The sequence below is a fragment of the Polynucleobacter sp. AP-Capit-er-40B-B4 genome (genome assembly GCF_018882245.1).
In the GTDB taxonomy this organism is placed as follows: domain Bacteria; phylum Pseudomonadota; class Gammaproteobacteria; order Burkholderiales; family Burkholderiaceae; genus Polynucleobacter.
Window position 1 is genome coordinate 314027 of the sequence record NZ_JACVOV010000001.1, and the last position, 25235, is coordinate 339261.

The 25235-nt window shown below is 46.4% G+C and carries 27 protein-coding genes; 12 read left to right on the forward strand and 15 right to left on the reverse strand.

Annotation, left to right across the window (positions count from 1 at the left end):
* Window positions 1–89 precede the first annotated feature (89 nt).
* The 5 genes from ICN19_RS01475 to ICN19_RS01495 all read right to left on the reverse strand — a co-directional run bounded on the left by ICN19_RS01475 (window position 90) and on the right by ICN19_RS01495 (window position 5414).
* Window positions 90–866 carry a 3-hydroxybutyrate dehydrogenase gene (locus ICN19_RS01475; RefSeq protein ID WP_068321670.1) on the reverse strand — a complete coding sequence of 259 codons (777 nt, stop codon included), beginning with the start codon at window positions 864–866 and terminating at the stop codon, window positions 90–92.
* 120 nt (window positions 867–986) lie between these two features.
* On the reverse strand, window positions 987–3383 hold the full coding sequence (locus tag ICN19_RS01480; RefSeq protein ID WP_216245147.1) for a xanthine dehydrogenase family protein molybdopterin-binding subunit: 2397 nt from the start codon (window positions 3381–3383) through the stop codon (window positions 987–989).
* A gap of 20 nt (window positions 3384–3403) precedes the next feature.
* Window positions 3404–3913 (reverse strand): (2Fe-2S)-binding protein, encoded by a 510-nt coding sequence (locus tag ICN19_RS01485; protein ID WP_068321673.1) that lies wholly within the window; start codon window positions 3911–3913, stop codon window positions 3404–3406.
* A gap of 41 nt (window positions 3914–3954) precedes the next feature.
* Window positions 3955–4809 (reverse strand): xanthine dehydrogenase family protein subunit M, encoded by an 855-nt coding sequence (locus ICN19_RS01490; RefSeq protein ID WP_216245149.1) that lies wholly within the window; start codon window positions 4807–4809, stop codon window positions 3955–3957.
* Between the two features lie 128 nt (window positions 4810–4937).
* The gene (locus tag ICN19_RS01495; RefSeq protein ID WP_068321679.1) at window positions 4938–5414 is read right to left on the reverse strand and encodes a CoxG family protein; all 477 of its coding nucleotides are present in this window, start codon (window positions 5412–5414) and stop codon (window positions 4938–4940) included.
* 112 nt (window positions 5415–5526) lie between these two features.
* Here ICN19_RS01495 and ICN19_RS01500 point away from each other — a divergent pair, with 112 nt between their 5' ends.
* The 8 genes from ICN19_RS01500 to ICN19_RS01535 all read left to right on the forward strand — a co-directional run bounded on the left by ICN19_RS01500 (window position 5527) and on the right by ICN19_RS01535 (window position 12673).
* Entirely contained in the window at window positions 5527–6219 is a 693-nt protein-coding gene (locus ICN19_RS01500; RefSeq protein ID WP_068321682.1) for a TetR/AcrR family transcriptional regulator, read from the forward strand.
* A 14-nt stretch (window positions 6220–6233) separates the two neighbouring features.
* Window positions 6234–6692, forward strand: coding sequence for a VOC family protein (locus ICN19_RS01505; protein WP_216245152.1), 459 nt, complete (start codon window positions 6234–6236; stop codon window positions 6690–6692).
* Between the two features lie 9 nt (window positions 6693–6701).
* Complete coding sequence (locus ICN19_RS01510; protein WP_216245155.1) at window positions 6702–7943, forward strand: FAD binding domain-containing protein; 1242 nt, start codon at window positions 6702–6704, stop codon at window positions 7941–7943.
* Between the two features lie 74 nt (window positions 7944–8017).
* Window positions 8018–9253: an ABC transporter substrate-binding protein gene (locus ICN19_RS01515; RefSeq protein WP_255536900.1), complete on the forward strand. Its 1236-nt coding sequence runs from the start codon at window positions 8018–8020 to the stop codon at window positions 9251–9253.
* Window positions 9254–9340: 87 nt separating this feature from the next.
* Entirely contained in the window at window positions 9341–10225 is an 885-nt protein-coding gene (locus ICN19_RS01520; protein WP_216245157.1) for a branched-chain amino acid ABC transporter permease, read from the forward strand.
* A gap of 14 nt (window positions 10226–10239) precedes the next feature.
* Complete coding sequence (locus tag ICN19_RS01525; RefSeq protein WP_216245158.1) at window positions 10240–11199, forward strand: branched-chain amino acid ABC transporter permease; 960 nt, start codon at window positions 10240–10242, stop codon at window positions 11197–11199.
* Entirely contained in the window at window positions 11199–11954 is a 756-nt protein-coding gene (locus tag ICN19_RS01530) for an ABC transporter ATP-binding protein (protein ID WP_216245160.1), read from the forward strand. The genes ICN19_RS01525 and ICN19_RS01530 overlap by 1 nt, the downstream gene beginning before the upstream one ends.
* Window positions 11955–11968: 14 nt before the next feature.
* Window positions 11969–12673: an ABC transporter ATP-binding protein gene (locus ICN19_RS01535; RefSeq protein ID WP_216245162.1), complete on the forward strand. Its 705-nt coding sequence runs from the start codon at window positions 11969–11971 to the stop codon at window positions 12671–12673.
* On the opposite strand, the gene ICN19_RS01540 is transcribed toward ICN19_RS01535, so the two are convergent.
* Window positions 12670–13173, reverse strand: a complete 504-nt coding sequence (locus tag ICN19_RS01540) for a YqaA family protein (RefSeq protein ID WP_216245164.1) — start codon at window positions 13171–13173, stop codon at window positions 12670–12672. The genes ICN19_RS01535 and ICN19_RS01540 overlap by 4 nt on opposite strands.
* 202 nt (window positions 13174–13375) lie before the next feature.
* On the opposite strand from ICN19_RS01540, the gene ICN19_RS01545 reads away from it, so the two are divergent.
* Window positions 13376–14545 carry an acyl-CoA dehydrogenase family protein gene (locus tag ICN19_RS01545; protein ID WP_216245166.1) on the forward strand — a complete coding sequence of 390 codons (1170 nt, stop codon included), beginning with the start codon at window positions 13376–13378 and terminating at the stop codon, window positions 14543–14545.
* A gap of 12 nt (window positions 14546–14557) precedes the next feature.
* Window positions 14558–15742 carry a CaiB/BaiF CoA-transferase family protein gene (locus ICN19_RS01550; RefSeq protein WP_216245168.1) on the forward strand — a complete coding sequence of 395 codons (1185 nt, stop codon included), beginning with the start codon at window positions 14558–14560 and terminating at the stop codon, window positions 15740–15742.
* Here ICN19_RS01550 and cls read toward each other — a convergent pair.
* Genes cls through ICN19_RS01565 form a run of 3 tightly spaced genes read right to left on the reverse strand, consistent with a single transcriptional unit; the run spans window position 15739 to window position 18163 of the window.
* Complete coding sequence (gene cls, locus ICN19_RS01555; RefSeq protein WP_216245171.1) at window positions 15739–17214, reverse strand: cardiolipin synthase; 1476 nt, start codon at window positions 17212–17214, stop codon at window positions 15739–15741. The two genes, ICN19_RS01550 and cls, sit on opposite strands and share 4 nt — an antisense overlap.
* Window positions 17211–17924, reverse strand: coding sequence for an endonuclease/exonuclease/phosphatase family protein (locus tag ICN19_RS01560; protein ID WP_255536901.1), 714 nt, complete (start codon window positions 17922–17924; stop codon window positions 17211–17213). Before ICN19_RS01560 ends, cls begins: the two co-directional genes overlap by 4 nt.
* A 38-nt stretch (window positions 17925–17962) precedes the next feature.
* Window positions 17963–18163, reverse strand: coding sequence for a hypothetical protein (locus tag ICN19_RS01565; RefSeq protein WP_216245175.1), 201 nt, complete (start codon window positions 18161–18163; stop codon window positions 17963–17965).
* A gap of 66 nt (window positions 18164–18229) precedes the next feature.
* Between ICN19_RS01565 and ICN19_RS01570 the strand changes: the two genes are divergently transcribed.
* Window positions 18230–18925, forward strand: a complete 696-nt coding sequence (locus tag ICN19_RS01570; RefSeq protein WP_216245177.1) for an ABC transporter permease — start codon at window positions 18230–18232, stop codon at window positions 18923–18925.
* On the forward strand, window positions 18918–19625 hold the full coding sequence (locus ICN19_RS01575) for an ATP-binding cassette domain-containing protein (protein WP_216245180.1): 708 nt from the start codon (window positions 18918–18920) through the stop codon (window positions 19623–19625). Before ICN19_RS01570 ends, ICN19_RS01575 begins: the two co-directional genes overlap by 8 nt.
* Here ICN19_RS01575 and ICN19_RS01580 read toward each other — a convergent pair whose 3' ends face one another.
* The 6 genes from ICN19_RS01580 to ICN19_RS01605 form a co-directional block, all read right to left on the reverse strand.
* A complete protein-coding gene (locus ICN19_RS01580; RefSeq protein ID WP_216245182.1) occupies window positions 19626–19922 on the reverse strand; it encodes a hypothetical protein in 297 nt (98 codons plus the stop codon). It abuts the gene before it with no gap.
* Between the two features lie 3 nt (window positions 19923–19925).
* Window positions 19926–20987, reverse strand: coding sequence for a formate dehydrogenase subunit gamma (locus ICN19_RS01585; RefSeq protein WP_216245185.1), 1062 nt, complete (start codon window positions 20985–20987; stop codon window positions 19926–19928).
* Between the two features lie 47 nt (window positions 20988–21034).
* Window positions 21035–21271 (reverse strand): hypothetical protein, encoded by a 237-nt coding sequence (locus ICN19_RS01590; RefSeq protein ID WP_216245187.1) that lies wholly within the window; start codon window positions 21269–21271, stop codon window positions 21035–21037.
* Window positions 21271–21927, reverse strand: a complete 657-nt coding sequence (gene fdh3B, locus ICN19_RS01595) for a formate dehydrogenase FDH3 subunit beta (protein ID WP_216245189.1) — start codon at window positions 21925–21927, stop codon at window positions 21271–21273. The genes ICN19_RS01590 and fdh3B overlap by 1 nt, the downstream gene beginning before the upstream one ends.
* 27 nt (window positions 21928–21954) lie before the next feature.
* On the reverse strand, window positions 21955–24933 hold the full coding sequence (locus ICN19_RS01600) for a formate dehydrogenase subunit alpha (protein WP_216245191.1): 2979 nt from the start codon (window positions 24931–24933) through the stop codon (window positions 21955–21957).
* Window positions 24934–24999: 66 nt separating this feature from the next.
* Window positions 25000–25221, reverse strand: coding sequence for a formate dehydrogenase (locus ICN19_RS01605; protein WP_216214270.1), 222 nt, complete (start codon window positions 25219–25221; stop codon window positions 25000–25002).
* Window positions 25222–25235 lie beyond the last annotated feature (14 nt).

Consider the following 25235-nt stretch of genomic DNA (forward strand, 5'->3'; position numbering starts at 1 on the left):
ATATCTGGCGGGAGCTCTGCCCTGCGGAGATTAAAAGAAAATGCCGGCAATTGATTGCCGGCACTCGGTACAACGGGGAATTGATCAGCTTATTGCGCTGTCCAACCGCCGTCCATATTCCAAGCCACTCCACGCACCTCGGAAGCATCCGGCCCACATAGAAATACTGCCAAAGCTGCTAATTGCTCTGGGGTAACAAACTCGCCGGATGGCTGTTTTTCAGATACCAAAGCTGTTTTTGCAGCTTCGTTAGAAATGCCTTCACGCTCTGCACGAGCATCCACTTGTTTCTGTACTAGCGGGGTCAAAACCCAACCTGGACAAATTGCGTTACAGGTAATACCAGTGCGGGCATTTTCTAGAGCGGTAACCTTAGTAAGACCAATAATGCCGTGCTTTGCAGCTACGTAAGCAGCCTTCTGAGTAGAGGCCACTAAACCATGTACGGATGCGATATTGATAATGCGACCCCAATTACGCTTCTTCATTCCAGGCAATGCATGGTGAGTGGTATGAAATGCGGAGCTCAAATTAATGGCGATGATGGCATCCCACTTATCAGTCGGAAACTCTTCAATATTTGCAGTGTATTGAATACCAGCGTTATTAACCAAAATATCCAGTGAGCCAAAACGCTTTTCTGTCTGCTTGATGAGGTCTTCAATTTCAGCTGGCTTGCTCATATCAGCACCGTGATAATCAACCTCTACTCCACAAGCTTTGATTTTGGCGATGGCTTCATCTTTCTCGCCAAAACCATTAACCATAATGTTGACGCCTTGCTTTGCTAATGCAATAGCCATCCCTAAGCCAATACCGCTGGTAGAGCCAGTAACTAGGGCAGTTTTACCTTTTAATGTGGACATTTGTTTTACCGTATCAAGTTAACTAAAGGGCCGTTCAATTTGCCCAAAAACTTGATGTTACAGGATGAGCTGAACCACCCCAGCAGACAATGCACCAGGGCGGCCAGAACCCATTAAAAATCAGATCTTTTTGAGGGCTCGCAAGATCTTTTCTGAAGTGATGGGCTGATCAAAGACGTTTGCATTAAATGGCGCTAAAGCATCATTGATTGCATTTTGTACCGCACCTGGTGCGCCAGCAGTACCCGCCTCGCCCGCTCCTTTGGCCCCCAATTTCGAGGATTGTGTAGGAGTCTCAACGTGAGCAACTTCAATATCAGGCATCTCATTAGCCATTGGCACTAAGTAGTCAGCCATGCTACCGTTGCGCAACAAACCACTTTCATCATAGAGACACTCTTCAAAGAGAACGCCACCAATACCCTGAACAATTGCACCGCGCACTTGCTCATTCACCAACATCGGATTAATCACGCGTCCACAATCTTCCACGGCCCAGTGTTTTAATAACTTCACAAATCCAGTCTCTGGGTCTACCTCAACATAGGAGGCCTGAACGCCATTAGTAAAGATAAATGGATACTCTTTTTGGGTGTAATGACGCGTCACCATGAGATCAGCAGAAAAACCTGCAGGCAAAGTATCGGTACGGAAATAGCCAACCCTACCAACCTCACTAAATGGCAGCAACTGTTCGCCAGTTGCCTTGTCCAAAATATAGCCACGACGAGCAATCAACTCTGCAACAGGTCGATTCAAAATCGCACCAGCCAGTTTCAGAATGTTTTCTTGCAAGGCTTGGGCAGCCAACAGAACTGCCTCGCCGCCAACGCCTGCACCGCGAGATGCCCAGGTGCCTCCTCCATATGGAGTGACATCAGTGTCGCCAGTGATGACCCGTACTTGATCAATTGATACGCCCACCGCATCAGCAGCAATTTGAGTGTAGATACCTTCGGTTCCTTGACCTTGCTCACCAACACCGATCAATACAGAAACCACACCACTTGGATCCATACGGACAGTGGCACCATCCTGAGAGGCAATTCTAGCTCCGCCTACTCCATAGAAAGCAGGGCTCGGATTTGTTAACTCAATTAAGGTTGCAAATCCAATGCCGCGATAGATACCCTGCTTGCGGAGTTCTGCCTGCTCCTTGCGTAAGGCTGGGTAATCCATCATTTTTTCAATTGCACGCAAGCACTGCTCATGCGAGAGGACTTCTAGCTTGATTCCAGAGATTCCAGAGCATGGATATGCGTCGTCCGGAATCACATTGCGCTTACGAAACTCCAGTGGATCCATTTGTAATTTTTGCGCAGCCAAGTCAACCAAACCCTCAGTCACTGCACAAGCAATCGGATGACCGACGCCGCGATATTGGCAAGTTGGAGTCTTATTCTGGAAGACTACATTTAAACGAGCGCGATAGTTTTGATGCTTGTATGGTCCGCCCACTAAATTGACAACCTGGTTACCCTCAATAGCACTCGTTCTTGGGAACATAGAGTAAGGACCAATTGCCGTTAAGTCATCAATCTCAAAAGCCAAGATATCCCCTACCTTGTTGGCAGCGATACGGCCTTTAATACGATGCTCACGCGCATGAATGTCGCTGGTAAATGATTCCAGACGATCAGCAACAAACTTCACAGGACGCTGAAGCATCATAGAAAGACCGACAGTAGCAAAGTCGTCCGGATAAGCATGTACTTTGATACCAAATGAGCCACCAACATCTTTACAGATCACATGAACATCAGACTCGGAAAGCCCAAACTGACGGCAATATAAATCTTGCATCATATGAGGCGCTTGTTGCGAGTGATACACGGTCAAGCGACGATCGCCTGGGTTGTAATCTGCAATCTGACAGCGCGGCTCAAGCGTAACTCCAGTATGACGACCAAATCCAAAAGTGGCTTCAGCAACCACATCAGCTGTTGCGAACACCTCATCCACATTGCCGACATCTAGGCTACGGGTAAAACATAAATTGTCGCCAAGCTCTGGATGAATCAAAGGGGTATCTGCATCAAGAGCAGTTTCCATAGAAACTACCGCAGGTAACTCTTCCCACTCGACATCAATATGCTGTAAAGCATCCTCTGCTTGTGCTCTAGTTTCTGCAACGACCGCAACTACTGGCTCACCTTGCCAGCACGCACGATCAATAGCTAGCGCATGTTGAGGAGCAGACTTCATACCAGCCAAGTGGCCCAAGGTTGCAACCCATGGCTTACAGAGTTTTGCCATTTGCACACCATCTACAACGGCTAGAACGCCAGGCATCTTGCTCGCCTGTTCAGTATGAATTTTTCCAATCTTCATATGCGCTACTGGAGATCGCCAATACACAACGTGCCCCATACGTGGCAGCTGAATATCGTCAATATAAGTTCCTTGACCTTCTAGTAGGCGTCGAGCGCCGTGTCTTGGTTCGCTATGACCGATGTAACGCTGATCGTTGGTTACGGGATCCAGAACCATTCCCTTCAAATCACTTGGCTTATTCATAATGCGTTTCCCTCAATACCTTAAGCGTTAGCAAGGACAGGTTTAATTTTTTGGCCCTTAGCGCGAGCATCCAATACGTCAACAATGGCATCCACAATGGAGTGGTAGCCAGTGCAACGACAGTAATTACCAGAGATCCATTCACGCACTTGTTCGCGCGTTGCCTTTGGTTGCTTCTCAATTAACTCCGCAGCAGCTAGCAACATGCCTGAAGAGCAAAAGCCGCACTGCATTGCGTTGTGCCGCATGAAAGACTCTTGAAGGTCAGTCAAAACGCCGTTTTTAGTCAGCCCCTCAACAGTCTCAACCACGCTACCATCAGCTTGAACCGCCAAAAATAGGCAGCCACGAATGATTTGTCCATCGACCTTGACGGTACAGGCACCACAAGCGCCCTGCTCGCAACCTAAATGAGGTCCCTTGAGGTAAAGATCTTCACGTAAAAAATCTACTAGATGTTTACGCGGCTCTACCTCTGCATTTACAAGTTGACCGTTTACGGTCATTGAAATTTTTTTCTTCAAAGTCATTTTGATCTCCAAATTCTTCTACTGATGTTCGTTCTTTTGGCTTATGCGGCCATGTGCTTGAGACCACGCTCAAGCAAAACACCAATTAAATGTTGTTTGGCTTCTGCACTATTAGTGATGTCAGCAATTGCTTCAATTTCATTGCGAGCTGCAGCAACCGCTTGAGCAATCAATTCATCATTGAGCTTTTTGCCGTCAACCAAATCTTGCGCAGCCGTCGCCATCACCGGTGTAGCGCCAACCGAGAAGAAAGTAAAAGCGCAATTGGTTAATACATCACCTTGCTTTTGTGCCACCGCTGCAAGACCAGCAACTGCATAGTCACCATGACGTTTAGCAAGCTCATGAAAATAGAAAACCTCTTGCTTGCTTGCAAGAGGAATTTCTGTTGCAACTAAAATCTCATCAGGCTCTAAAGAGGTTGTATACAAATCAATGAAGAAATCTTTTGCAGAAATACGACGCTCACCCGCTGGGCCGTGAATAATCATCGTGGCACGCAGAGTCAAGCTACAAGCAGGCCACTCGGCTGCAGGATCACCGTAAGCCAAAGAGCCGCCCCAAGTACCCAGATTGCGAATAGCTCGATGTGCAATATGCGGTGCAGCAGCCTTCAAAAGCGGCGCATGCTTTGCAACCAACTCAGAATCTTCAATTTCGGTATGAGTAACAAGCGCGCCGATGCGCAAACTATTACCCACAACAGAAATGCCTTTGAGCTCAGCGATATCAGTAATGTCAATCAATACGCTTGGCTCAGACAAGCGCATATTGAGCGTTGCTAACAAAGTTTGTCCGCCCGCAATTAAACGAGCATCTTCGCCAGCTTCCTCAAGCAAAGATAGGGCTTCATGTAAGGCCTTAGGCTTCACATAGTCAAATGCTGCAGCTTTCATTACGTCTCCTCCACCACCAATGTAATTCGCTTTTTAGCTTTTTATTTTTGTACTGCTTTAGTTTTTTACTTCTTCAGTTTTTACTGCAACTGCTTTTTATAGTTTTATAGAGCTTTATGTTTGCTCTTTTATTTACTGCCAGCGTCTGACTCCAACGCCACTGTCTCCCCGCCTAATTCTTTTGCGAACTTCTGAAAAAAGTCGTCTGCAATCTTTTTTGCCGATGCGCTAATCAAGCGACCGCCAATTTGACCCAACTTGCCGCCAATCGAAGCTTCCGTTGTGTAAGAGACCAAAGTCCCTCCTTCGGCCTGCTTCAGTTCTACGCGTGACTTTCCTTTAGCAAATCCCGCTGCCCCACCTGACCCCTCAAAAGCCATAGAGCAAGACTGGTCAGGAACAATGTCACTCAGGAGCAATTTCCCAGCAAATCGGGCTCTAACAGGCCCAATTTTGAACATTACCTTGGCATGAATCTCTTCTGGGGAGATTCGGCTGATCTCCTCGCAACCAGGAATGGACTTGGCCAGAACGTCAATATCGTTCAAACCCTTCCACACATCAGGGATTGGAGCCGATATCAGTTGCTCGCCATTTAATTCCATTTGATCTCCTTGGGGTTTGTACGAATAGAGTCTTATCTACCAATTGTTCAACAATGTACCATTATTTAACTTTTGGTCAATAAGTCCAAATTCGGATAAACCCTGAGAACCCATGCGTTTCACTGAAGATAGCGTTTCCAGCCCAAATAATGCTGAAATTTCAGCGGGAGTAGCAACGCCAACCAGAAAGCGGATGGGCACAGCTGAACGCAAACGCCAGATATTAGATAGCGCCATTCAATTCTTTGCCAAGCATGGCATTGATGGTCAATTAAGAAATTTAACAAAAGAATTGGGTGTTACACACACTCTGCTCTATCACTACTTCCCCACCAAAGATGCGCTGATTCAAGAGGTTTATAAAGAAGTTTTTGAATCCCGCTGGAAGCCTGAGTGGGAAGAATTACTGGACGATGACTCGCTCACTCCAGAGGAAAAACTGAATGCTTTTTATCTCGATTATTCGAACACCGTACTCACTTACGACTTCGTACGCATCTTGATATTCTCTGGCTTAAGCGATCATTCCATTAGCGACAAATTCTTTGAGCTTTTGCGCTCACGCCTATTACCGCGACTCATTCGAGAAACCCGCAAGTATTGCGGTAGACCCAATACCTCAAAACCGACTCAACGCGAGCTTGAATTCCTAATGGGTCTGCATGGCGGCGTCTTCTATATTGGTATGCGCCGCTGGATCTACGGGCAAGCCATCTATGCCGCCGAGAGCCCTGATACCGAGCAAGAAATTATTCGAGATCGCGTTCAGGCTTACCTTCATTCCGCCAAATCACTATTCGCTTAATTACAAAGGTCATCATGTCTAACTTAAGCCTTAACCACTTCTCAATTCGCAGTCTAGAGATCGAAAAAACTACTGAGTTTTACAGCAAGTTACTTGGCCTAACGGTCGGCCCCAGACCAGAGTTCCCGTTTCCAGGTGTTTGGCTTTATAACGGCGACGAAAGTAGCTGGGCTAATGCAGTCCTGCACCTTATTGCGATTGATAAAAATGATCCGAACGGACTAAAAAAATATTTAGGTGAGCGCGACCCTAGCTCCTTGCATGGATCTGGCGCAGTTGATCACATTGCTTTTTTTGCAAATGGCCTGGAAGAAAAAATTGCGCTCCTCAAAAAATTAAATATTGCCTATCGCGAGAGAACCGTGCCGGTAATAGGACTCCATCAAATATTTTTGGATGATCCCAATGGGATTGTTATTGAGTTGAACTATCCAGCAGCAGAAAAAACCGCCTTGGATGCGAAAGCAGCATAGGAGCTATTGATGGCAAAAATTTTGGTAGCAGGTGGATCTCTTGGCGGCTTATTTGTTGCCAATATTCTGCTGCGCCAAGGTCACGATGTGACCCTCCTAGAGAAAACGGTTGGATCCCTAGATGGGAGAGGCGCCGGGATTGTGACCCATGACGCCCTAGCTGAAGCACTCCGCGCTGCAGGCGTGACTGTGGATGAAACTCTAGGTGTATCCGTTTCTAAGCGAGTTACATTGGGTGCCGATGGTCAAAGTCTCGGGGAAATGGAGTTGCCCCAGGTGCTTACCTCTTGGAGCCGCCTGTATCACATGCTTAAAGAAAGCTTTCCGAGCGAACGCTACCTGCAAGGAAAAACTGTTAAGACGGTTACGCAAGATGAGAATGCTGTGCACGTTCTATGTGATGATGGCAGCAACCATGATGCTGAACTACTCATTGCATCCGATGGCATCCGCTCTGCAGTAAGAGCTCAAGTTGCCCCACAGATTCAGCCTGAATACGCAGGCTATATCGCTTGGCGTGGCGTCTGTGATGAGGCTTGTTTGTCGAAGTACACCCTCGATACACTATTTAATTGTTTTGGCTTTTGCCTGCCCAATGGTGAGCAAATGCTAGGCTATCCCGTAGCTGGCTCAGGTAACGACACTCGCCCAGGAAAGCGTCGCTATAACTTTGTTTGGTATCGCCCTGCCTCGGAGCATGAAGAGCTAGTAAGACTACTGACAGATGATGATGGACATCATTACCCTACCGGCATTCCACCGCTGAAGGTCTCCTGGAAACATATTGCTCATATGCGCAAAGTGGCGCAAGAGATTCTAGCCCCCCAATATGCTGAGATTCTTGAAAAAACAGCAGCACCCTTTTTGCAAGCAATCTATGACGTGCGCTCGGAGCAAATTGTCTTTGGCAGAATTGCATTAATGGGAGACGCTGCTTTTGTAGGCAGACCTCATGTGGGAATGGGAGTCACTAAAGCAGGAGATGAGGCCATAGTAATTGCAAAACATATTGCAGCACTTGGAGCAACTCCAGCAGCACTGAACGCATATAGCGATGAGCGACTCAAGCTAGGACAACAGGTAGTAGCTAGGGCGCAATATTTAGGGCGCTATATGCAAGCCCAGGGCAGCAAAGGTAATAGGGATAACGAGAAGCTCAAAAGAAATGCGGATACTGTAATGGCAGAAACTGCTATCGATATCAGCGAACTATTAGCTCAAGGGAAAGCAGTACCTGAATCTGCACATTAAAAAGCGCATTCAGTTAAGATTTAAAAAAACAAAAGTATTCTTATTTAACAAAGTTTTATATGGAGGAGACAACCATGAAACAAAAAGTAACGAATCAAACAAGACGACAGATGCTGATTGGTGGAGCTGCTGCTGCAAGCACCCCGCTTTGGCTAAACGTTGCGAACGCTCAATCTGAAACAATTAAGATTGGCTTCCCAACTCCATTGACCGGCCCATTCTCTGCTGAAGCACAAGACCAAGTCAGGGCTGCTGAATTAGCTATTAAAGAGTTCAACGATGCTGGCGGTTTTAATGGTCGTAAAGCAGAACTCTTGGTTCGAGATGACAAACTTAACCCAGGTGAAGCTGCGACCCGCACTCTGGAGTTGATTGAAAAAGATAAAGTGAATTATGTTGTTGGTTCACTCTCTGCAGCAACACAACTCTCAATCAATGCAGTCTGCAAAGAACGTAAGGTGCTCTTTAACTCCATCAGCCAATCTGATGCGATTAACGAAGCAAAAGACTGGAGTGTGTATACATTCCATGAAGCGCTTAACCCAACCATGACTGCAGGCGCCGTAGCGCGTTACTCTATTCCTCGCTTCGGCAAGAAAATTGTTTTCCTTACAGCAGACTATGCTTACGGCCATGAAATGGTGCGTGCTTTTGAACGTGCCGGAAAAGAAATGGGTGCCACAACATTGGCTGATATTCGCCATCCATTGGGCGCCTCTGACTACTCCGCTTTCTTGCCACGCATTAAAGCGTTGAATCCAGATATCCTGGTCCTCTGTAACTTTGGTCGTGACCTTGTCAATGCAGCAAAACAATGTACTGACTTTGGTCTTAAATCCAGCATGAAAATTGTTACGCCAGTTCTTTTGTACACAGCGCGACTAGCTGGTGGCCCAGAGGCTTTCGAAGGCATTATTGGCGGCACATCTTATTACTGGGGTCTGGAGGATCGCATCCCAACAGCCAAGGCATTCAATGATGCATTCCGCAAGATGTATAACGGTTCAGTGCCATCCGATTACGGTGCATTAGGCTATGCCGGTGTAAAAACTGTTCTTGCTGCTGTTAAGAATGCAAAATCTACCGACACAATGAAGGTTGTCACTGCACTGGAAAACTTGAAGTATGACTTCTACAAGGGTCCAGAGTACTACCGCAAATGCGACCATCAAGCTGTTCAAACAGTCATCATCGTAGAGTCAAAATCTAAGAATATGAAAGACAAGCATGACGTCTTCAATATTTTGACGATTGAGCCTACTACTGAGAAAAACATGCGCTCCTGCGCAGAGCTAGGCCACAAAGCCTAATCCAAAAATTTCAGGGTGGATTAATCGTTCACCCTGATCCACTCCCCAACACCATTTGGTAGAGGGGAGTTTTTTCTGAGTACATTTATGACCGGCCTTACATTTGAACTTCTTTGCATGCAGCTGCTTACAGGCATCGCCTTGGGCAGTATCTATGCACTTCTAGCCCTGGGCTTATGTCTTATTTTTGGCATGCTCAATGTGGTGAACTTTGCTCATGGCGCCTTCTTTATGGTCGGCGCATTTTTGGGCGTGTACTTCTTGGGTGTCACTGGAAGCTTTTGGTTTAGCTTGGTGCTAACTCCATTACTTACAGGCGCTATTGGTTTGATCACTGAGCGCTTCTTGGTAAGACCGCTATATGGTCGCGGACTGGATTACCCTCTGCTACTGACCTTTGGCCTCTCTTATGTCTTGATCGAAGTTATGCGTGTGACCTTCGGCATTGAAGGCCTACCCTCAGTAACTCCTGAAGGGCTCACCGGAACAATGAATGTAGGAATTGGTTACTTCCCTAAATACCGCCTCTTCTTAATTGCTGCCACCGCAGTCATTATTTTGGGAGTGTGGTTTCTCATCCAAAAAACTCGGTATGGCCTCATTATTAAAGCCGGCGCAGCCGATCAAGAGATCGTCAAAGTATTGGGCGTTGATATTGCCAAAGTATGGTTTTTAGTCTTTGGATTGGGTTGTGCAATTGCAGGCTTATCAGGGATCTTGGCCTCGCCAACACGCTCTGTAAATCCTGAGATGGGCATCCCTATTCTGGCAGAGTCATTTGTGGTGACTGTAGTCGGTGGCATGGGCTCACCAGTAGGCGCAGTAGTTGCCGGCCTATTAGTGGGTGTGGTCTACAGCATGACATCCCTTTTCTTCCCAGACTTAGCAGAGCTATCTATTTTTGTATTGATGGCTGTAGTGCTATTAATTCGCCCGCAAGGTTTATTTGGCAAAGCAGGAGCGATGGGCTAAGGCTCCGTATATTTATGAATTCATTCTTCCAACTCATTGCACGTCATCGCGTACTAGCAAGTACGTTATTTTTGGCAATCTTCCCATTCATCATGCCGTATGAGGCTTTGGCGATCAATATCTTGATCTTTGGATTATTCGCTATGGGCTTTAACTTGCTATTTGGTTACATGGGGCTTCTCTCATTTGGTCATGCAGCCTTCTTAGGAATTGGTAGCTACCTCACCGGCATTGGCATTGTTCACTATGGCATGCCTTGGGGTGCCGCAATCTTGGTTGGCATTATTGGTGCGGCGATTGGTGGACTCATCATGGGTTACCTGGCCATCCGTACTCGCGGCATTTACTTCTCCATGGTGACTTTGGCTCTGGGTCAAATCATTTATTACATTTTCTATAAGGCAGAGAGTCTTACCGGTGGTGAAAATGGTTTGCGTGGCGTTCGAGTCGATCAATTCAATATTTTTGGGATCCCAGTTGATTTCTTAAACCCGCTGACAAAGTACTACATCATCCTATTCTTTGTAGTAATCGCTATCTGGTTAATTTCTCGCATTCTGAGCTCGCCGTTGGGTGCCGTGATGGAAGCAATTCGCGAGAATGAGAAACGCGCTGCGGCTTGTGGTTTTGATGTTGCTCGTACCAAATTATTGGTGTTCGTCTTATCGGCAGCAATCTGTGGTTTAGCAGGTTCATTGCGCGCCCTCCACTTATCTATTGTGCCAATTGATTCCTTACATTATCTGCAATCTGGTCAAGCGGTGATGATGAGTATCTTGGGTGGAATGGGCACATTCTTTGGCCCATTTGTTGGTGCAGCAGTCATGCTTTACCTAGAAGATGTTGTCACCACCTTCACCAAACATTGGATGGCCGTCATTGGCTTGATTTTCATGTTCTTTGTGCTGTTCTTCCCCAAGGGAATCTGGGGAACCATTCTGAGCAAGCTACAAATTAATCAGGATTCGAAATAATGAATAGCGCAACTACAACCCCTATTCTTGAAGCGCGTGACGTTAGCAAGAGCTTTGGCAAGTTCAAGGCTTTACAAAATGTATCAACCAGCTTTATGCCTGGAACGCTAACTGCAATCATCGGACCCAATGGCGCTGGCAAAAGTACATTCTTTAATGTTCTGAGCGGTGCCTTCCCTCCTTCGAGTGGTCAAATCTTATTTAATGGCAAAGACATTACCGGCATGCAGCAACATGAGTTTGCTCGTATTGGAATTTCTAAGAGCTTTCAGATTACCAATGTCTTCAAGCAATTAAGCGTCCATGAAAATGTCCGCGTAGCAGCTCAAATGGAGACATCACGCTATAACTTTTTAAGTAATGCGCAGAGTTATCCAAAGCCCATTGAGATCGCCGATGAACTACTTCGCCGCGTCAATCTTGAGCATTTGCGCAATAAGAAAACTGGTGATTTAGCTCATGGTCAACAACGCGCGCTAGAGATTGCGATGGCTTTGGCCTGCAACCCTAGCCTGCTATTGCTGGATGAGCCTACAGCAGGCATGTCGCCAGAAGAGACCTTAGTCATGATGGAATTAATTCGCACACTCGCTAGTGAGCGCACGGTCATCTTGGTTGAGCACAAAATGAAACTCATTATGGGTTTATGCAAACGCATCATCGTTTTGCACCATGGTGAATTCTTGGCAGAAGGTACGCCAGAAGAAATTCAAAATAATGCCGAGGTACGACGCGTGTATCTAGGTCAAGGTTAAATAGAGAGCAAATTATGTTGCGTGTAGAGAATTTAAATGCCTGGTATGACCGCAGTCACGTCTTGCAAGGTGTATCACTTCAAGTAAATAAAGGTGAAATCGTCACCCTGATGGGTCGTAATGGTGCAGGCAAAACCACCACCCTGCGTTCATTAATGGGCTTGCTCTCCAAGCGTCAAGGTAAAGCTGAAATTGATGGCACCTCATTTTTAGATTTACCGGCACATGAACGCTTTCACCTTGGTTTAGCTTATGTTCCAGAGGATCGCCGTATTGTTCCAGGCCTTACCGTAAAAGAGAATTTAGAGCTTGGCGTAATCGCCAAAAAGAATTCTGGCGACATGGCCGCCCTCGTTGACGAAATCGCTGAAACCTTCCCCAGACTTAAAGAGCGTCTACATCAGGATGGCACATCAATGTCTGGTGGTGAGCAGCAGATGCTAGCAATCGCTAGAGCCATGATTGGTAAGCCTAAAGTGATTTTGCTTGATGAGCCTTCAGAGGGCATCATGCCGGTTTTAGTCGATGAAATGTTTGAGTTATTTGCCAAGCTGAAGCAGCAGGGACTGACGATTCTTTTAGTAGAGCAAAACGTCCAGCAAGCTCTAAAAATTTCTGATCGTGCTTATATTCTGGATCAAGGTGAGATTGTGTTCCACGATACCGCTCAGAATCTCTTAAACAACGATGAGATTCAGCAAAAGTATTGCGCGGTTTAAATCAGGTGCAACCAGCGACCTAATTGGTGCCAAAAACTATCTGGCACCAAAGTCAGGAGCCAAGTAAACATAATGAAACGCAGTAGCTTGCCTATAAACATATAAATCAAGCATGGCTGCCAGGGAAGCTTTAACCATCCCGCCGCTAAACATAAAGGGTCGCCAAGACCAGGAAGCCAAGAAAGCAATAACAGCTTAGGGCCCCAACTTTCTAGCCAACGCTTAAGACGACTATTACTTGGCTCATCCATTGCTTTAAAGCTATTGCGAGCCACCACTCCAAGCCACCAGTCGACCATTCCACCCAATGTATTGCCAACTGTGGCAACCATAATCGCAAGCCAGAATAAGTGGGGATTTAGAGTGATATAGCCAAACAAGATAGGCTCGGAGCCCGCCGGTATTAATGTGGCGGAAATAAATGCGCTAATAAATACCGCTGGCAACCCTACAGATGGCATCCCAAACCAGGCAAAGAAATGCTCGAACATATGCTCCATTAAGACCAAGTCTCCAAGGCATAGGTGCGCAAGCAAGCAGACTCAATCCACTGGCTAAGCTTGTTGGCAATTATGGTGCCTTCATTTGGTCTCATATGGCCTATTTTGCCTTGTTTTGGTCAGGATCCAAGATTTCTAAATCTTGCTTAAACTAACGTCTGTAAGAGTAGTTAGACCATAAAACTTATAAATTGAGACATCCATGAGTTACCCCATTCCAAAGCCAGACCAATATCAAGAAATGCGCGAAGCATTACGCGACCTCTGCGGCTCTTTTGATTCCGCTTACTGGCAAAAAATTGATCACGAAAGAGGCTATCCAGAAGCTTTTGTGGATGCGATGACCAAAGCTGGATGGTTGGCTGCCCTAATTCCAGAAGAATACGGTGGATCAGGCTTAGGTCTTGCCGAAGCCTCCGTCATCATGGAAGAGATTAATTTTTCCGGCGGCAATTCAGGCTCATGCCATGGGCAGATGTACAACATGGGCACCTTATTGCGTCACGGCTCAGAGGCCCAGAAAAAAATGTATCTTCCTAAAATTGCATCAGGCGTGTTGCGCTTGCAAAGCATGGCTGTGACTGAGCCGACAACAGGGACCGATACCACTAAATTAAAAACCACTGCAGTTAAAAAGGGTGACAAGTATGTGGTAAATGGCCAAAAGGTTTGGATCTCCCGCATTCAGCACTCCGATCTGATGATCCTGCTGGCTCGCACTACCCCTATCAGTGAAGTGCAGCGTAAATCAGAAGGTATGTCGATCTTTATCGTGAATCTTGCTGATGCTATTGGCAAAGGTATGGAAGTTCGACCAATTGCTAATATGGTCAATCATGAAACCAATGAAGTGTTCTTTGATAATCTTGAAATTCCCGCTGAGAACCTCATTGGTACCGAGGGTCAGGGCTTTAAATATATTTTGGATGGCTTAAATGCAGAGCGCGTCTTAATTGCGGCTGAATGTATAGGTGATGCTTACTGGTTTATTGATCGCGCACGTCGTTATGCCAATGACCGAGTTGTATTTGATCGACCTATTGGCAAAAACCAAGGCATTCAATTTCCGATCGCAGATAGCTATATTGAAACTGAGGCAGCCAATCTCATGCGCTTTAAAGCCTGTGAGCTATTTGATAATCACCAACCTTGCGGCCCAGAAGCCAATATGGCTAAGTACCTTGCAGCCAAAGCATCTTGGGAGGCTGCTAACGTGTGCTTACAAACCCATGGTGGTTTTGGTTTTGCCAATGAATATGATGTTGAACGTAAGTTTAGAGAAACTCGCCTTTATCAAGTAGCGCCAATTTCAACCAATTTGATTTATTCCTATATTGCCGAACACGTTCTTGGACTACCAAGATCTTTCTAAGAAATCACCCATATGAGCGTTCGTCCACTAGATGGCATTACGGTTGTTGCACTAGAGCATGTCATTGCAGCACCATTCTGCACTCGGCAATTGGCTGATTTAGGTGCGCGCATTATTAAAATTGAACGCCCTGGCGGTGGAGACTTTGCGAGAGGTTATGACACTCAGGTTGAGGGGCTCTCCTCTCACTTCGTTTGGGTCAATCGATCTAAAGAGAGTTTGACGCTTGACCTCAAGCAAGACTCCGCAATGGCAATCTTAAAAAATTTATTGAAAACCGCAGATGTCTTTATTCAAAACCTTGCGCCTGGCGCAGCCTCTCGCATGGGCCTGAGCCCAGAGGTTTTGCAGAAGGACAATCCAGGATTAATTACCTGCGCTATCTCGGGTTACGGCAATGATGGACCCTATCGCGATAAAAAGGCCTATGACCTCCTTATCCAAAGTGAAGCGGGATTTCTTTCAATTACCGGGACGCCGGAGACGCCAAGCAAAGCTGGTAACTCAATCGCCGACATTGCGGCAGGAATGTACGCGTATACGAATATCTTGGCAGCATTGCTACAAAGAGGCAAAACCGGGAAAGGCTCGGTGATTGATATCTCCATGCTTGAGGCATTAAGTGAGTGGATGAGTTTCCCAATGTATTACGCCTATAAAGGCGCGGAGCCCCCACCAAGAAATGGTGCATCCCATGCAACCATCTACCCATATGGACCATTCAAGGCAGGCGACGGCAAGACTGTCATGCTGGGTCTTCAAAATGAACGTGAATGGGTGCAGTTTTGCGAGACAGTTTTAGAGAATCCCGCACTAGCTCAAGATGAACGCTTTGATCGCAACTTCAAACGCAACGAAAAACGTGCCGAACTCTTAGAGATCATTGATGCTTGTTTTAACAAACTCAGTTCCGAGCAATTAATTGCTCGATTAGAAAAAGCACAAATTGCAAATGCCCATCTCAATGACATGGCGGGACTTTGGAAGCATGAGCAATTGCAAGCGCGTAAACGTTGGACTGAAGTTGATACCCCGAATGGCTCCATAGCCGCCCTTTTACCTCCGGGCCTCAATGACAGCTACGACTACCGCATGGATCCCATACCTGCCGTAGGACAGCACACTGACGCCATCCTCAAAGAACTTGGAATATCAGATTCCGATATTGCAGATATGCGAGCGAGCGGAGCGATTTAAAGTAGCGGCGAGGTCAGATGTGCGGCGTTCTCAAGATAGCGACGCCATGTTGGTCTTTTAGCCCAGGCTTTTGGATCAACATAATCTGATTGCACTAAGTAAGACTCTATTAACTCCTCTAACTTAGCGCAAAAATCAACGTTGTAAACAATGAGGCTGATTTCAAAATTCAGGCGCAAACTGCGTTGATCAAAGTTCACTGAACCGAAGATGGAAATCCGCTTGTCAATCAATAGACTCTTGGTATGCAGCAAGCCCCCATGAAACTCGGCAATGGTTACGCCCGAGTTCATCAAGTCCTCATAGAAACTTTTACTACTCCAAGCTACCAAGGTGGAATCATTCAATTTCGGAACAATCAGAGTGACCTTGACGCCCCTGGCTGCAGCAGCCATCAGCGCCTGGATTAAACCATCGTCCGGTCCAAAATAAGGCGTAGTAATGGTCAACTCTTCACGAGCATCCATGATGGCCGATAGCAAGACCTGATAAAGAATATCGTCACGGTAAACTGGACCAGAAGAGAACTCTTGAGCTATAGCGCCTCCTACATGAGGCGATGCTGGCGGCTCTCGATCTTTAAAGTTAGTAATACTTGGGTTATCAACACTCCAATCGAATGCAAAGGTCAACTCAAACTGTGCAGCGACTGGGCCTTCGATACGCACCATCGCATCCACCCACTCACCCACACCGGAGTCCTGCTTAAATGTGCGCGGATCAACTAAATTCATACTACCGGTCCACACTACAGCACCATCTATAACGAATATCTTGCGATGAAGGCGCAAATCAGCACGACGGAACTGAAAGCGACCAATCTGAATCGGCAATGCCTCTGTTACCTCGATCCCAGCCTTGCGAAAACGTGCTGGCCAAGGAGACTTAAACCAATCTTTACTACCCAGAGAATCCAGCAATACACGACAAGCCACACCGCGCTGAGATGCCGCAATCAAAGCTTCGCAAACTCTATCGGCATCGCCGCCCAAAGCCCAAATATAAAACTCAAGATGCAAGCTTTTTTTGGCGTTGTTAATCTCATCGATAAAATTTTGTAAGATTTTGAGTGAGTTGGTATGCAATTCAATTTTGTTCCCAGCTACCACTGGTGAGCCATTTTTAGATTCAGCCAACAGACTAAGGGCCCTACCCTCGACTGGTAACTCCTGTCTATCGCCTGCAAACTCCTGGCGCATTGTCTCGGTAATTTTTTCGTACTCGTGATTCATGCGAACAATCTTGCGGGTAAGCTTTCGGCCTACGGGTCTTTCGCCTATCAGAACGTACAAGGCAATTCCCAAAAGGGGTACTAATATCACGATCAGAAACCATGCGAATGCTACACCCACTGGCCTTCTGGCTGAAATCAAGTGAAGGCCAAACAAAAGCACAATGAGGATGTGTACGATTGGAACCCATATTAGAGAGAATCCAAAAACGGATCCAAAAATAAACGACAAAATATTCATACAAGTTCCAATTCAGCAGTAATACCTAGATGATCTGATAGCTTTAGCCATTCATGCAAAATTTTTGCAGAATGAATTTTTAATCCACGCACATAAATCCGATCCATAGGAAGTAATGGCTTCACACTCGGAAAAGTTTTCGCCGGCGAACCAGTGAGTACCTCAAATACCTCATCAAAACCAGCGGCTTTCATAGGCGCGCTCACGCGATTACGCCAATCGTTAAAGTCTCCTGCAACGATCGTGGGTCCATCTTGTGTCAAATCCTGAATGTGCCGAATAATAGCCTCCAGCTGCCGCTCTCTACCGCGCTCAAAGAGCGCCAGATGCACGCAAAAACAATGAATAGGCCTATCGATACCTTCTAGCCTAGTAATGCTGTGCAGCAGCCCACGACTCTCAAAGCGATATGCGGAGATATCGTAGTTATTTCCTTTTTGCTGAGGATGTTTAGAAAGAATCGCATTGCCATGGTGCCCATCACGATATTCCACATTCTTTCCATAATGCCAATGCTGCCAAAAATCCTCGGAGAGAAAGTGAGTTAACTCTGTCAGCGGCCATTGCTCAAAGCGCCTTAACCTTCCTCGATGTTCCTGCTGCAATTCTTGCAAAAAGAGTAGGTCTGGATAATGACTGCGCATTTTCTGGCGCAATTGATAAATCGTTGCATGCCGATGCAAGGGCGATAAACCCTTATGAACATTCATGCTTAAAACCGTAAAGCGGGAAGAGTTAACTAGGTTCATTAAAACTGCCCTGCTGCGCGCTGACGACGAACGCGTGCCAAGTAGATTTCACCTTCAACCAAATCCTGGCACTGCATACATTTATTGCAAATAGAAGCCTGCTCACGCAACTCATCAATAGAGTCGATCGGATGAGTATCCAAATACTCACGCAAATCCACATCGAGGACCTCATTGCAGAGGCAAACCACTTCAGCCATAAGTCGAAAATAGGGAAATCAATCTCATTACAGCCATTTTGCCATTGCCTTGATAGAATCTAGCGCATGTTGAAAGCTTTTCAGGACGCCCTTACTTTGCTTGCCCATCTTGATGGTGCAGTTTTGGGCATCGTTCTGGTATCACTACAAGTCAGCCTGAGCGCCCTTTTGATTGGCACACTTTTAGGCCTGCCTATTGGCGCCCTTCTGGCAACCGAGCAATTTACCGGCAAAAAGACGATTATTGTGACCCTCAATACCCTGATGGGCGTGCCTACAGTGATAGTTGGGGTCCTGGTTTATCTCATGCTATCGCGTACAGGCCCCCTGGGAGCTTGGGGCTGGTTATTTACGATCAAGGGTATGGTTGTGGCTCAGACCCTGCTCACGACCCCGCTAATTGCTGCCCTGAGCCGACAAATCCTCGAGGATTCTTGGAGGGTTCATAGAGATTCTTTTCTAAGCCTAAAACTACCCCCACTCTCACGTTTTAAGTGGCTTTTATGGGATTGCCGCTTTTCCCTGACGATTGCCGTCCTTGCTGGTCTAGCCAGGGCGATCTCTGAGGTGGGAGCAGTCATGATTGTGGGCGGCAATATCGATCGCTCCACCAGAACTATGACCACAGCTATTGCACTAGAGACAAGCAAAGGAGATCTGCCTTTAGCTCTCGCCCTTGGAATAGTCCTACTGATGATTGTCCTGCTGGCTAATTTATTTACGTTTGCAGTGCGCCAAGTCGCGGAGCACCGCTATGGTTAATGCCGTTGAAAATTTTGAGAAGTTTATTGAACTCAAAGACATCATCGTCAAGAGCAATGGCAGAATAATTCTCAATATTCCGCATGCGATTATTCCAGCCGACAGAATTACTGCTTGCATTGGTCCGAATGGTGCTGGAAAAACGACTTTTCTCAAGGTGCTTGATGGTCTTATCAAACCGGATAGCGGCACTGTCACCTACTCTTTCAAAACTAAGACTTCTTTAGTTCTGCATCACACCCCCATGATTAAAGCTTCTGCAGCCGCTAACATTGGGATTGTTCAAGATGTCGATTCAAGCATCACCAAATTAGATGTACAAAAGGTTATGGATGAAGTTGGTCTTAGCAACTTAGCTAATAGTCCAGCACATAAATTATCTGCTGGCGAAAGACAAAAACTATGTCTTGCAAGAGCTATTCTTTTAAAGCCAAACTTAGTTTTATTGGATGAGCCTACCGCGAATCTTGATCCAAACACCACTGAGCAGGTTGAAGACCTCATTCGGAAATTTGATCAACATGGTGCGGATGTGATTTTTTCATCTCACCAACTTGCTCAAGTCCAAAGACTCGCTCAGCACATCATCTTCATTGACCAAGGCGAGATAAAAGAAAAGGGACCCGTAGGCCCCTTCTTTGATAATCCCCAAACAAAAGCAGCGAAGCGCTACTTACATCAAGAGTTGTTATCCGATTAATTACTTAGCAGCAGGTGCCGCTGGAGCTGCTGGTGCAGCTGCTGCCGCAGCTACCGGCGGAGTAAATGGTGGAGGCGCTACACAAGCTGCTGGAGCTGCAGTTCCAGAAACTCTGTAGCGATCTGCAACACGGTTCTGGGCTTGACAAAGCTGATAGGCCCCTACTCTATCCCCATAAGCTGACTTAGCTTTAGTTAAAGCTGCAGCTTCTGCTTGCTCAGGTGTCAATGGAGGTAATGCAGCAAAAGCTGCAGTTCCAGCAAAAGCACAGAATGTGAAAGCAATGATTTTTTTCATGGCTTATCCCTTTTTATTGAGTTCGTCATACCAGAGCTCATGATGCTCTTTAGCCCAAGTAGCATCAACATAGCCAGTCTTCATGCCATCAATTGAGCCTTGCATACCAATGGTACCGATATAGATGTGTCCCATTGCCATTGCAGACATCAAGATTGCAGCACTGCTATGAATGATGTTAGCAATCTGCATCGTGCCACGAGTGTATTCAATAGTCATAAATGGCACGATCATGTCGAGCACAAATCCTGAGGCTGAAATTACCAGACCCAAGAATGTCATACCAAACCAGAACCAGATCTTTTCACCGCCATTGAAGAAACCAGCTGGCACATGCTTGCCACTGAAAATTCCACCAAAGGTTAAATACCATTGCAAGTCACCTTTGCCAGGTAAATTCTTATGTGCAAAAAGCAAGAAGAAGATCACGACACAAATCGTAAACAACGGTCCGGTAAAGTTATGAATGTTTTTGCAAACGTCTAGGAAAGAGCCATAAGCAGCTCCACCCATCAATGGCATTGCAAAGTATTTTCCATAGAGAATGAGCAAACCAGTAAATGCCAAGGCTAAAAAGCTAAATGCCATCAACCAGTGCACCAAGCGATCAAATGCACTGAAGCGTTTGATCTTCACGCCTGACATTGGTTCATGCAGCTTGATTGAACCTTTGATGGTGTACATAGCAATAATGCCAAAGAAAGCGATTGCTAATAACCAACCGCCATAGACTGTGATTACGCCGTTGCGAATCAAGCGCCACTGTTGACCAGAGCGCTGAATCAATACGCTAGCCTCTTTGTCTGGAATGCTGACATAGTTATATGGATCGCTATTGGCAGTAGTAAAAATCGATGGGTTCGCTGGCTGAGACTGAGCCTGCGTTCCATTAGCCAAAGCATTTGGATTGGCCGGCACAGACAATGGCGGAATATCTACTCCGCTAGCGGATGGCAGCGGCGCCATCGGTGCACGCTCAGCGAAACTGATCCCGCTTGCCAAAGTTAGCGACAAACCTGCGGTCACCACTAAAGCGCGTAGAACTTTTGAAAATGATCGTTTCATACACATGTCCTTAAACGTTTTCGTTTTATTTATAGTTATTTAGTTGATCACTTAACGCGACTGTATTCGTTTTGACCTTGAGTGCGCTTATCAGTAGACTCAGTCCAACTAGCCTGATTACCCGGCGTCCAATTCTTAGTCATAAAGCCATTGTTGGCACCCATGTAAGGAGCAACGTCCGGACGTTTAGCAGCCTTAGCAGCAATTTCTGGAGGCTCAGAGCAAGCAGCTAACAACGCTGCTGCTGCAAAACACAAACCGAGAGTTTTGAAATTAACTTTCATTATTTGGCTCCTGGAATTTTTGCAGCAGGTGTTGGTGTTGGCGCTGGCGTATCCGGGCCACCGTAAGCAGTAGTCCAACCAAATGCTTTGGATCCTGGATACTTGCCGTTCTTCTCACGCGTCGCAACACGATTATTGAAGATGCCAGAAATAATGTCGCTGTCACCACCAATCAATGCCTTGGTAGAACACATCTCAGCGCAAAGTGGCAACTTGCCTTCTGCTAAGCGATTACGTCCATACTTTTCGAACTCAGCAACGCTGCCGTTCTCTTCCGGACCACCGCTACAGAATGTGCACTTATCCATCTTGCTACGAGTACCGAAGGCACCCTTACTCAAGAATTGTGGTGCGCCAAATGGGCATGCAAAAGAGCAGTAGCCGCAACCGATACAGATATCTTTATCGTGCAACACAACACCCTCATCGGTGCGGTAGAAGCAATCTACTGGGCATACTGCCATGCAAGGTGCATCGCTACAGTGCATACATGCAACTGAGACTGATTTTTCTTGGCCAATGATGCCGTCATTCACCGTTACAACGCGGCGACGGTTAACACCCCAAGGCACTTCGTTATCGTTTTTACAGGCTGTGACACAACCGTTGCATTCAATGCATCGCTCTGTGTCGCAAATAAATTTCATTCTTGCCATTGTGTTCTCCTGACTTTATTTTTTGACTTAGGCAAATTTTTCGATTTGGCACATAGTGGTTTTGGTCTCTTGCATCATCGTCACCTGGTCGTAACCATAGGTTGTTGCAGTATTGACCGCCTCACCAAGAACCACTGGAGCCGCGCCTTCTGGGTAGTACTTACGCAAGTCATTACCCTGCCACCAACCGGCAAAGTGGAATGGCACCCAAGCGGTTCCTTGATCGACACGCTCAGTGACCAATGCACGAACTTTAATTCTTGCGCCTGTAGGTGATTTCACCCAAACATAATCCCAGTTCTTAATACCGCGATCTGCTGCTGCCTTAGGATTAATCTCAACAAAGTTTTCTTGTTGAAGTTCAGCCAACCATGGATTTGAACGAGTCTCATCACCACCACCCTCGTACTCAACCAAACGACCAGAGGTCAGAATGATTGGGAACTTCTCATATAACTTCTGATTCAAGTTTTGATCTTGAACAGTCTTATAGAGAGTTGGCAAGCGCCAGAAATTCTTCTTGTCCGCAGAAGTTGGATACTTACGCATCATCTTCTCGTTGGTGCTGTAAAGCGCTTCACGGTGAATAGGAATAGCGTCCGGGAAGTTCCAAACGATGGCACGCGCTTTAGCGTTACCGAATGGATGGCAACCGTTTTTCATCACAACTCGCTGGATACCGCCAGACAAGTCAGTCTTCCAGTTCTTGCCTTCAGCAAGCTTCTTCTCATCTTCAGTTAACTGATCCCACCAACCAAGCTTCTTCACGAACACGTGATCAAACTCTGGGTAGCCAGTAGTAATGGCAGAACCCTTAGAGCAGGAACCGTCACCAGCCAACAAACTCACACCCTCGCGCTCAACACCGAAGTTTGCGCGGAAGTTACCGCCACCTTCCATGACGCTCTTACTGGTGTCATAGAGATTTGGTGAACCTGGGTGTTTGATTGCGGCAGTACCGTAGCAAGGCCAAGGCAAACCGTAGTAATCACCTGTAGTGTCGTAACCGGTGACTGGATCTACACCACCACGGGATTTGAGTGTCTTCGGATCAAACGTTGCAACCATTCTCATGTGAGCTTTAAGGCGCTCAGGAGTTTGGCCTGTGTAGCCAATAGTCCAAACGGAGCGATTGATTTCACGCAAGATGTCTTCGATTTGCGGCTCTTTCCATTGCTTACCAGCAAATTTAGAGTTCAACATCTTGTAGTTCTTGGACAACTCTTCACCGAAGCCAAGGCGATCAGCAAAAGCCTGCATGATCACATGGTCAGGCACAGATTCAAACAATGGGTCGATTACTTTCTCGCGCCACTGTAAAGAACGATTAGATGCTGTCGCGCTTCCGCATGTTTCAAACTGGGTTGCTGCTGGCAACAAGTAAACATTACGGTTCTTGTTGACTACATCACCCTCTGCCGCAGGCATTGCTGCCATCGCTGCCGTTGCACTTGGGTATGGATCAACAACTACCAATAGATCCAACTTATTCATCGCGCGCTTCATATCTAAGCCGCGAGTTTGTGAGTTAGGAGCATGGCCCCAGAAGAATAAGCCTTTAACGTTAGTCTGTTGATCGATCATGTCGTTCTTCTCAAGAACGGCATCAACCCAACGAGAAACAGTAGTTCCAGACTTCTCCATCATGTCTGGCGCGTAACGACCTTTAATCCACTCGTAGTCAACACCCCAAACTGTTGAGAAGTGCTTCCATGAACCAGCAGCCAAGCCATAGTAGCCAGGCAATGAGTCTGGGTTAGGACCTACGTCAGTTGCACCTTGAACGTTATCGTGACCACGGAAAATATTTGTACCGCCACCAGATTTACCAACGTTACCTAATGCCAACTGCAAGATGCAAGATGCGCGAACCATGGAGTTACCAATGGTGTGCTGTGTTTGACCCATACACCAAACAACCGTACTTGGACGATTCTTGGCCATGGTTTCTGCAGCTTTGTACATTTGCGCTTCTGGTACGCCGCAAGCTTCTTCCACGGCAGCAGGAGTCCACTTCTCCATAACCTCTTTACGAATCTCTTCCATGCCGTAAACGCGGTCATTGATGTACTTCTTGTCTTCCCAACCGTTTTTGAAGATGTGATACAGAAGTCCAAACAAGAAAGGAATATCTGTACCGGAACGAATGCGGATGTATTGATCTGACTTCGCTGCTGTACGGGTGTAGCGTGGATCAACCACGATCACTTTGCAGCCATTTTCTTTAGCGTGTAACAGACTCAACATAGAAACTGGGTGAGCCTCAGCAGCATTTGAACCAATGTACAAAGCAGCCTTGGAGTTCATCATATCGTTATAGCTGTTGGTCATCGCACCATAGCCCCAGGTGTTTGCAACACCGGCAACTGTTGTGGAGTGACAAATACGAGCCTGATGGTCTGTATTGTTTGTGCCAAAGAAAGAGACCCACTTACGGAGTAAGTAGGCCTGTTCATTGTTGTGCTTTGATGAACCGATAAAGAACATTGCGTCTGGAGAATACTTCTCACGAATGCTCTTCATCTGTGCAGTAATTTCTGTAAGCGCTTGATCCCATGAGATGCGCTGATACTTTCCGTCAACCAATTTCATTGGATAACGCAGACGATAGTCACCATGACCGTGCTCACGCAATGCTGCGCCTTTTGCACAATGAGCGCCTAAGTTAATAGGCGAATCGAACACGGCGTCTTGACGCACCCAAACACCATTCTCAACAGTTGCATCAACCGCACAGCCTACTGAACAGTGAGTACAGATGGAGCGTTTAACCTCAATCTTGCCCTTACCGTCGAGCATTGCTTTGCTTTGCTCTGCAGATGCTTTTTGTACAAAGCTCAATTGACTAGCAGCGATACCTGCACCAACACCTACGCCAGAGCGCTTAAGGAATGTGCGGCGATCCATTGTTGGCACAGCGGCTTTTAAGCCTCGTGACAAACTGCCAATCAGGCGTGATGTTGAACGACTGCTTTGTGGGGTATTGGATTTACGAGTCAGACTCATATGGTGTCCCTGAGAAAGTTTTTGTATTTATTAATTAACTGTTAAAGCAATAACTGATGAAACTAATTAAATCAAAGTGGTTTCGTAATACTTGCGCATGTGAGCAGTCATTGTTTGACCTGCATCTTTCACTGTTTTGGTGCTACTAATTTCTTGAATGACTGCTTTACCGACCGGAGTTTGGCTGGCTACTGCAACAGCGCCTACTGCAGCGCTTGCACCAATAAAGAAATTGCGGCGCGATGGCTTCGCTTGGTCACTTAAAGCAACTTTGGATTTAGTGCTCATGGCATGCTCCTATC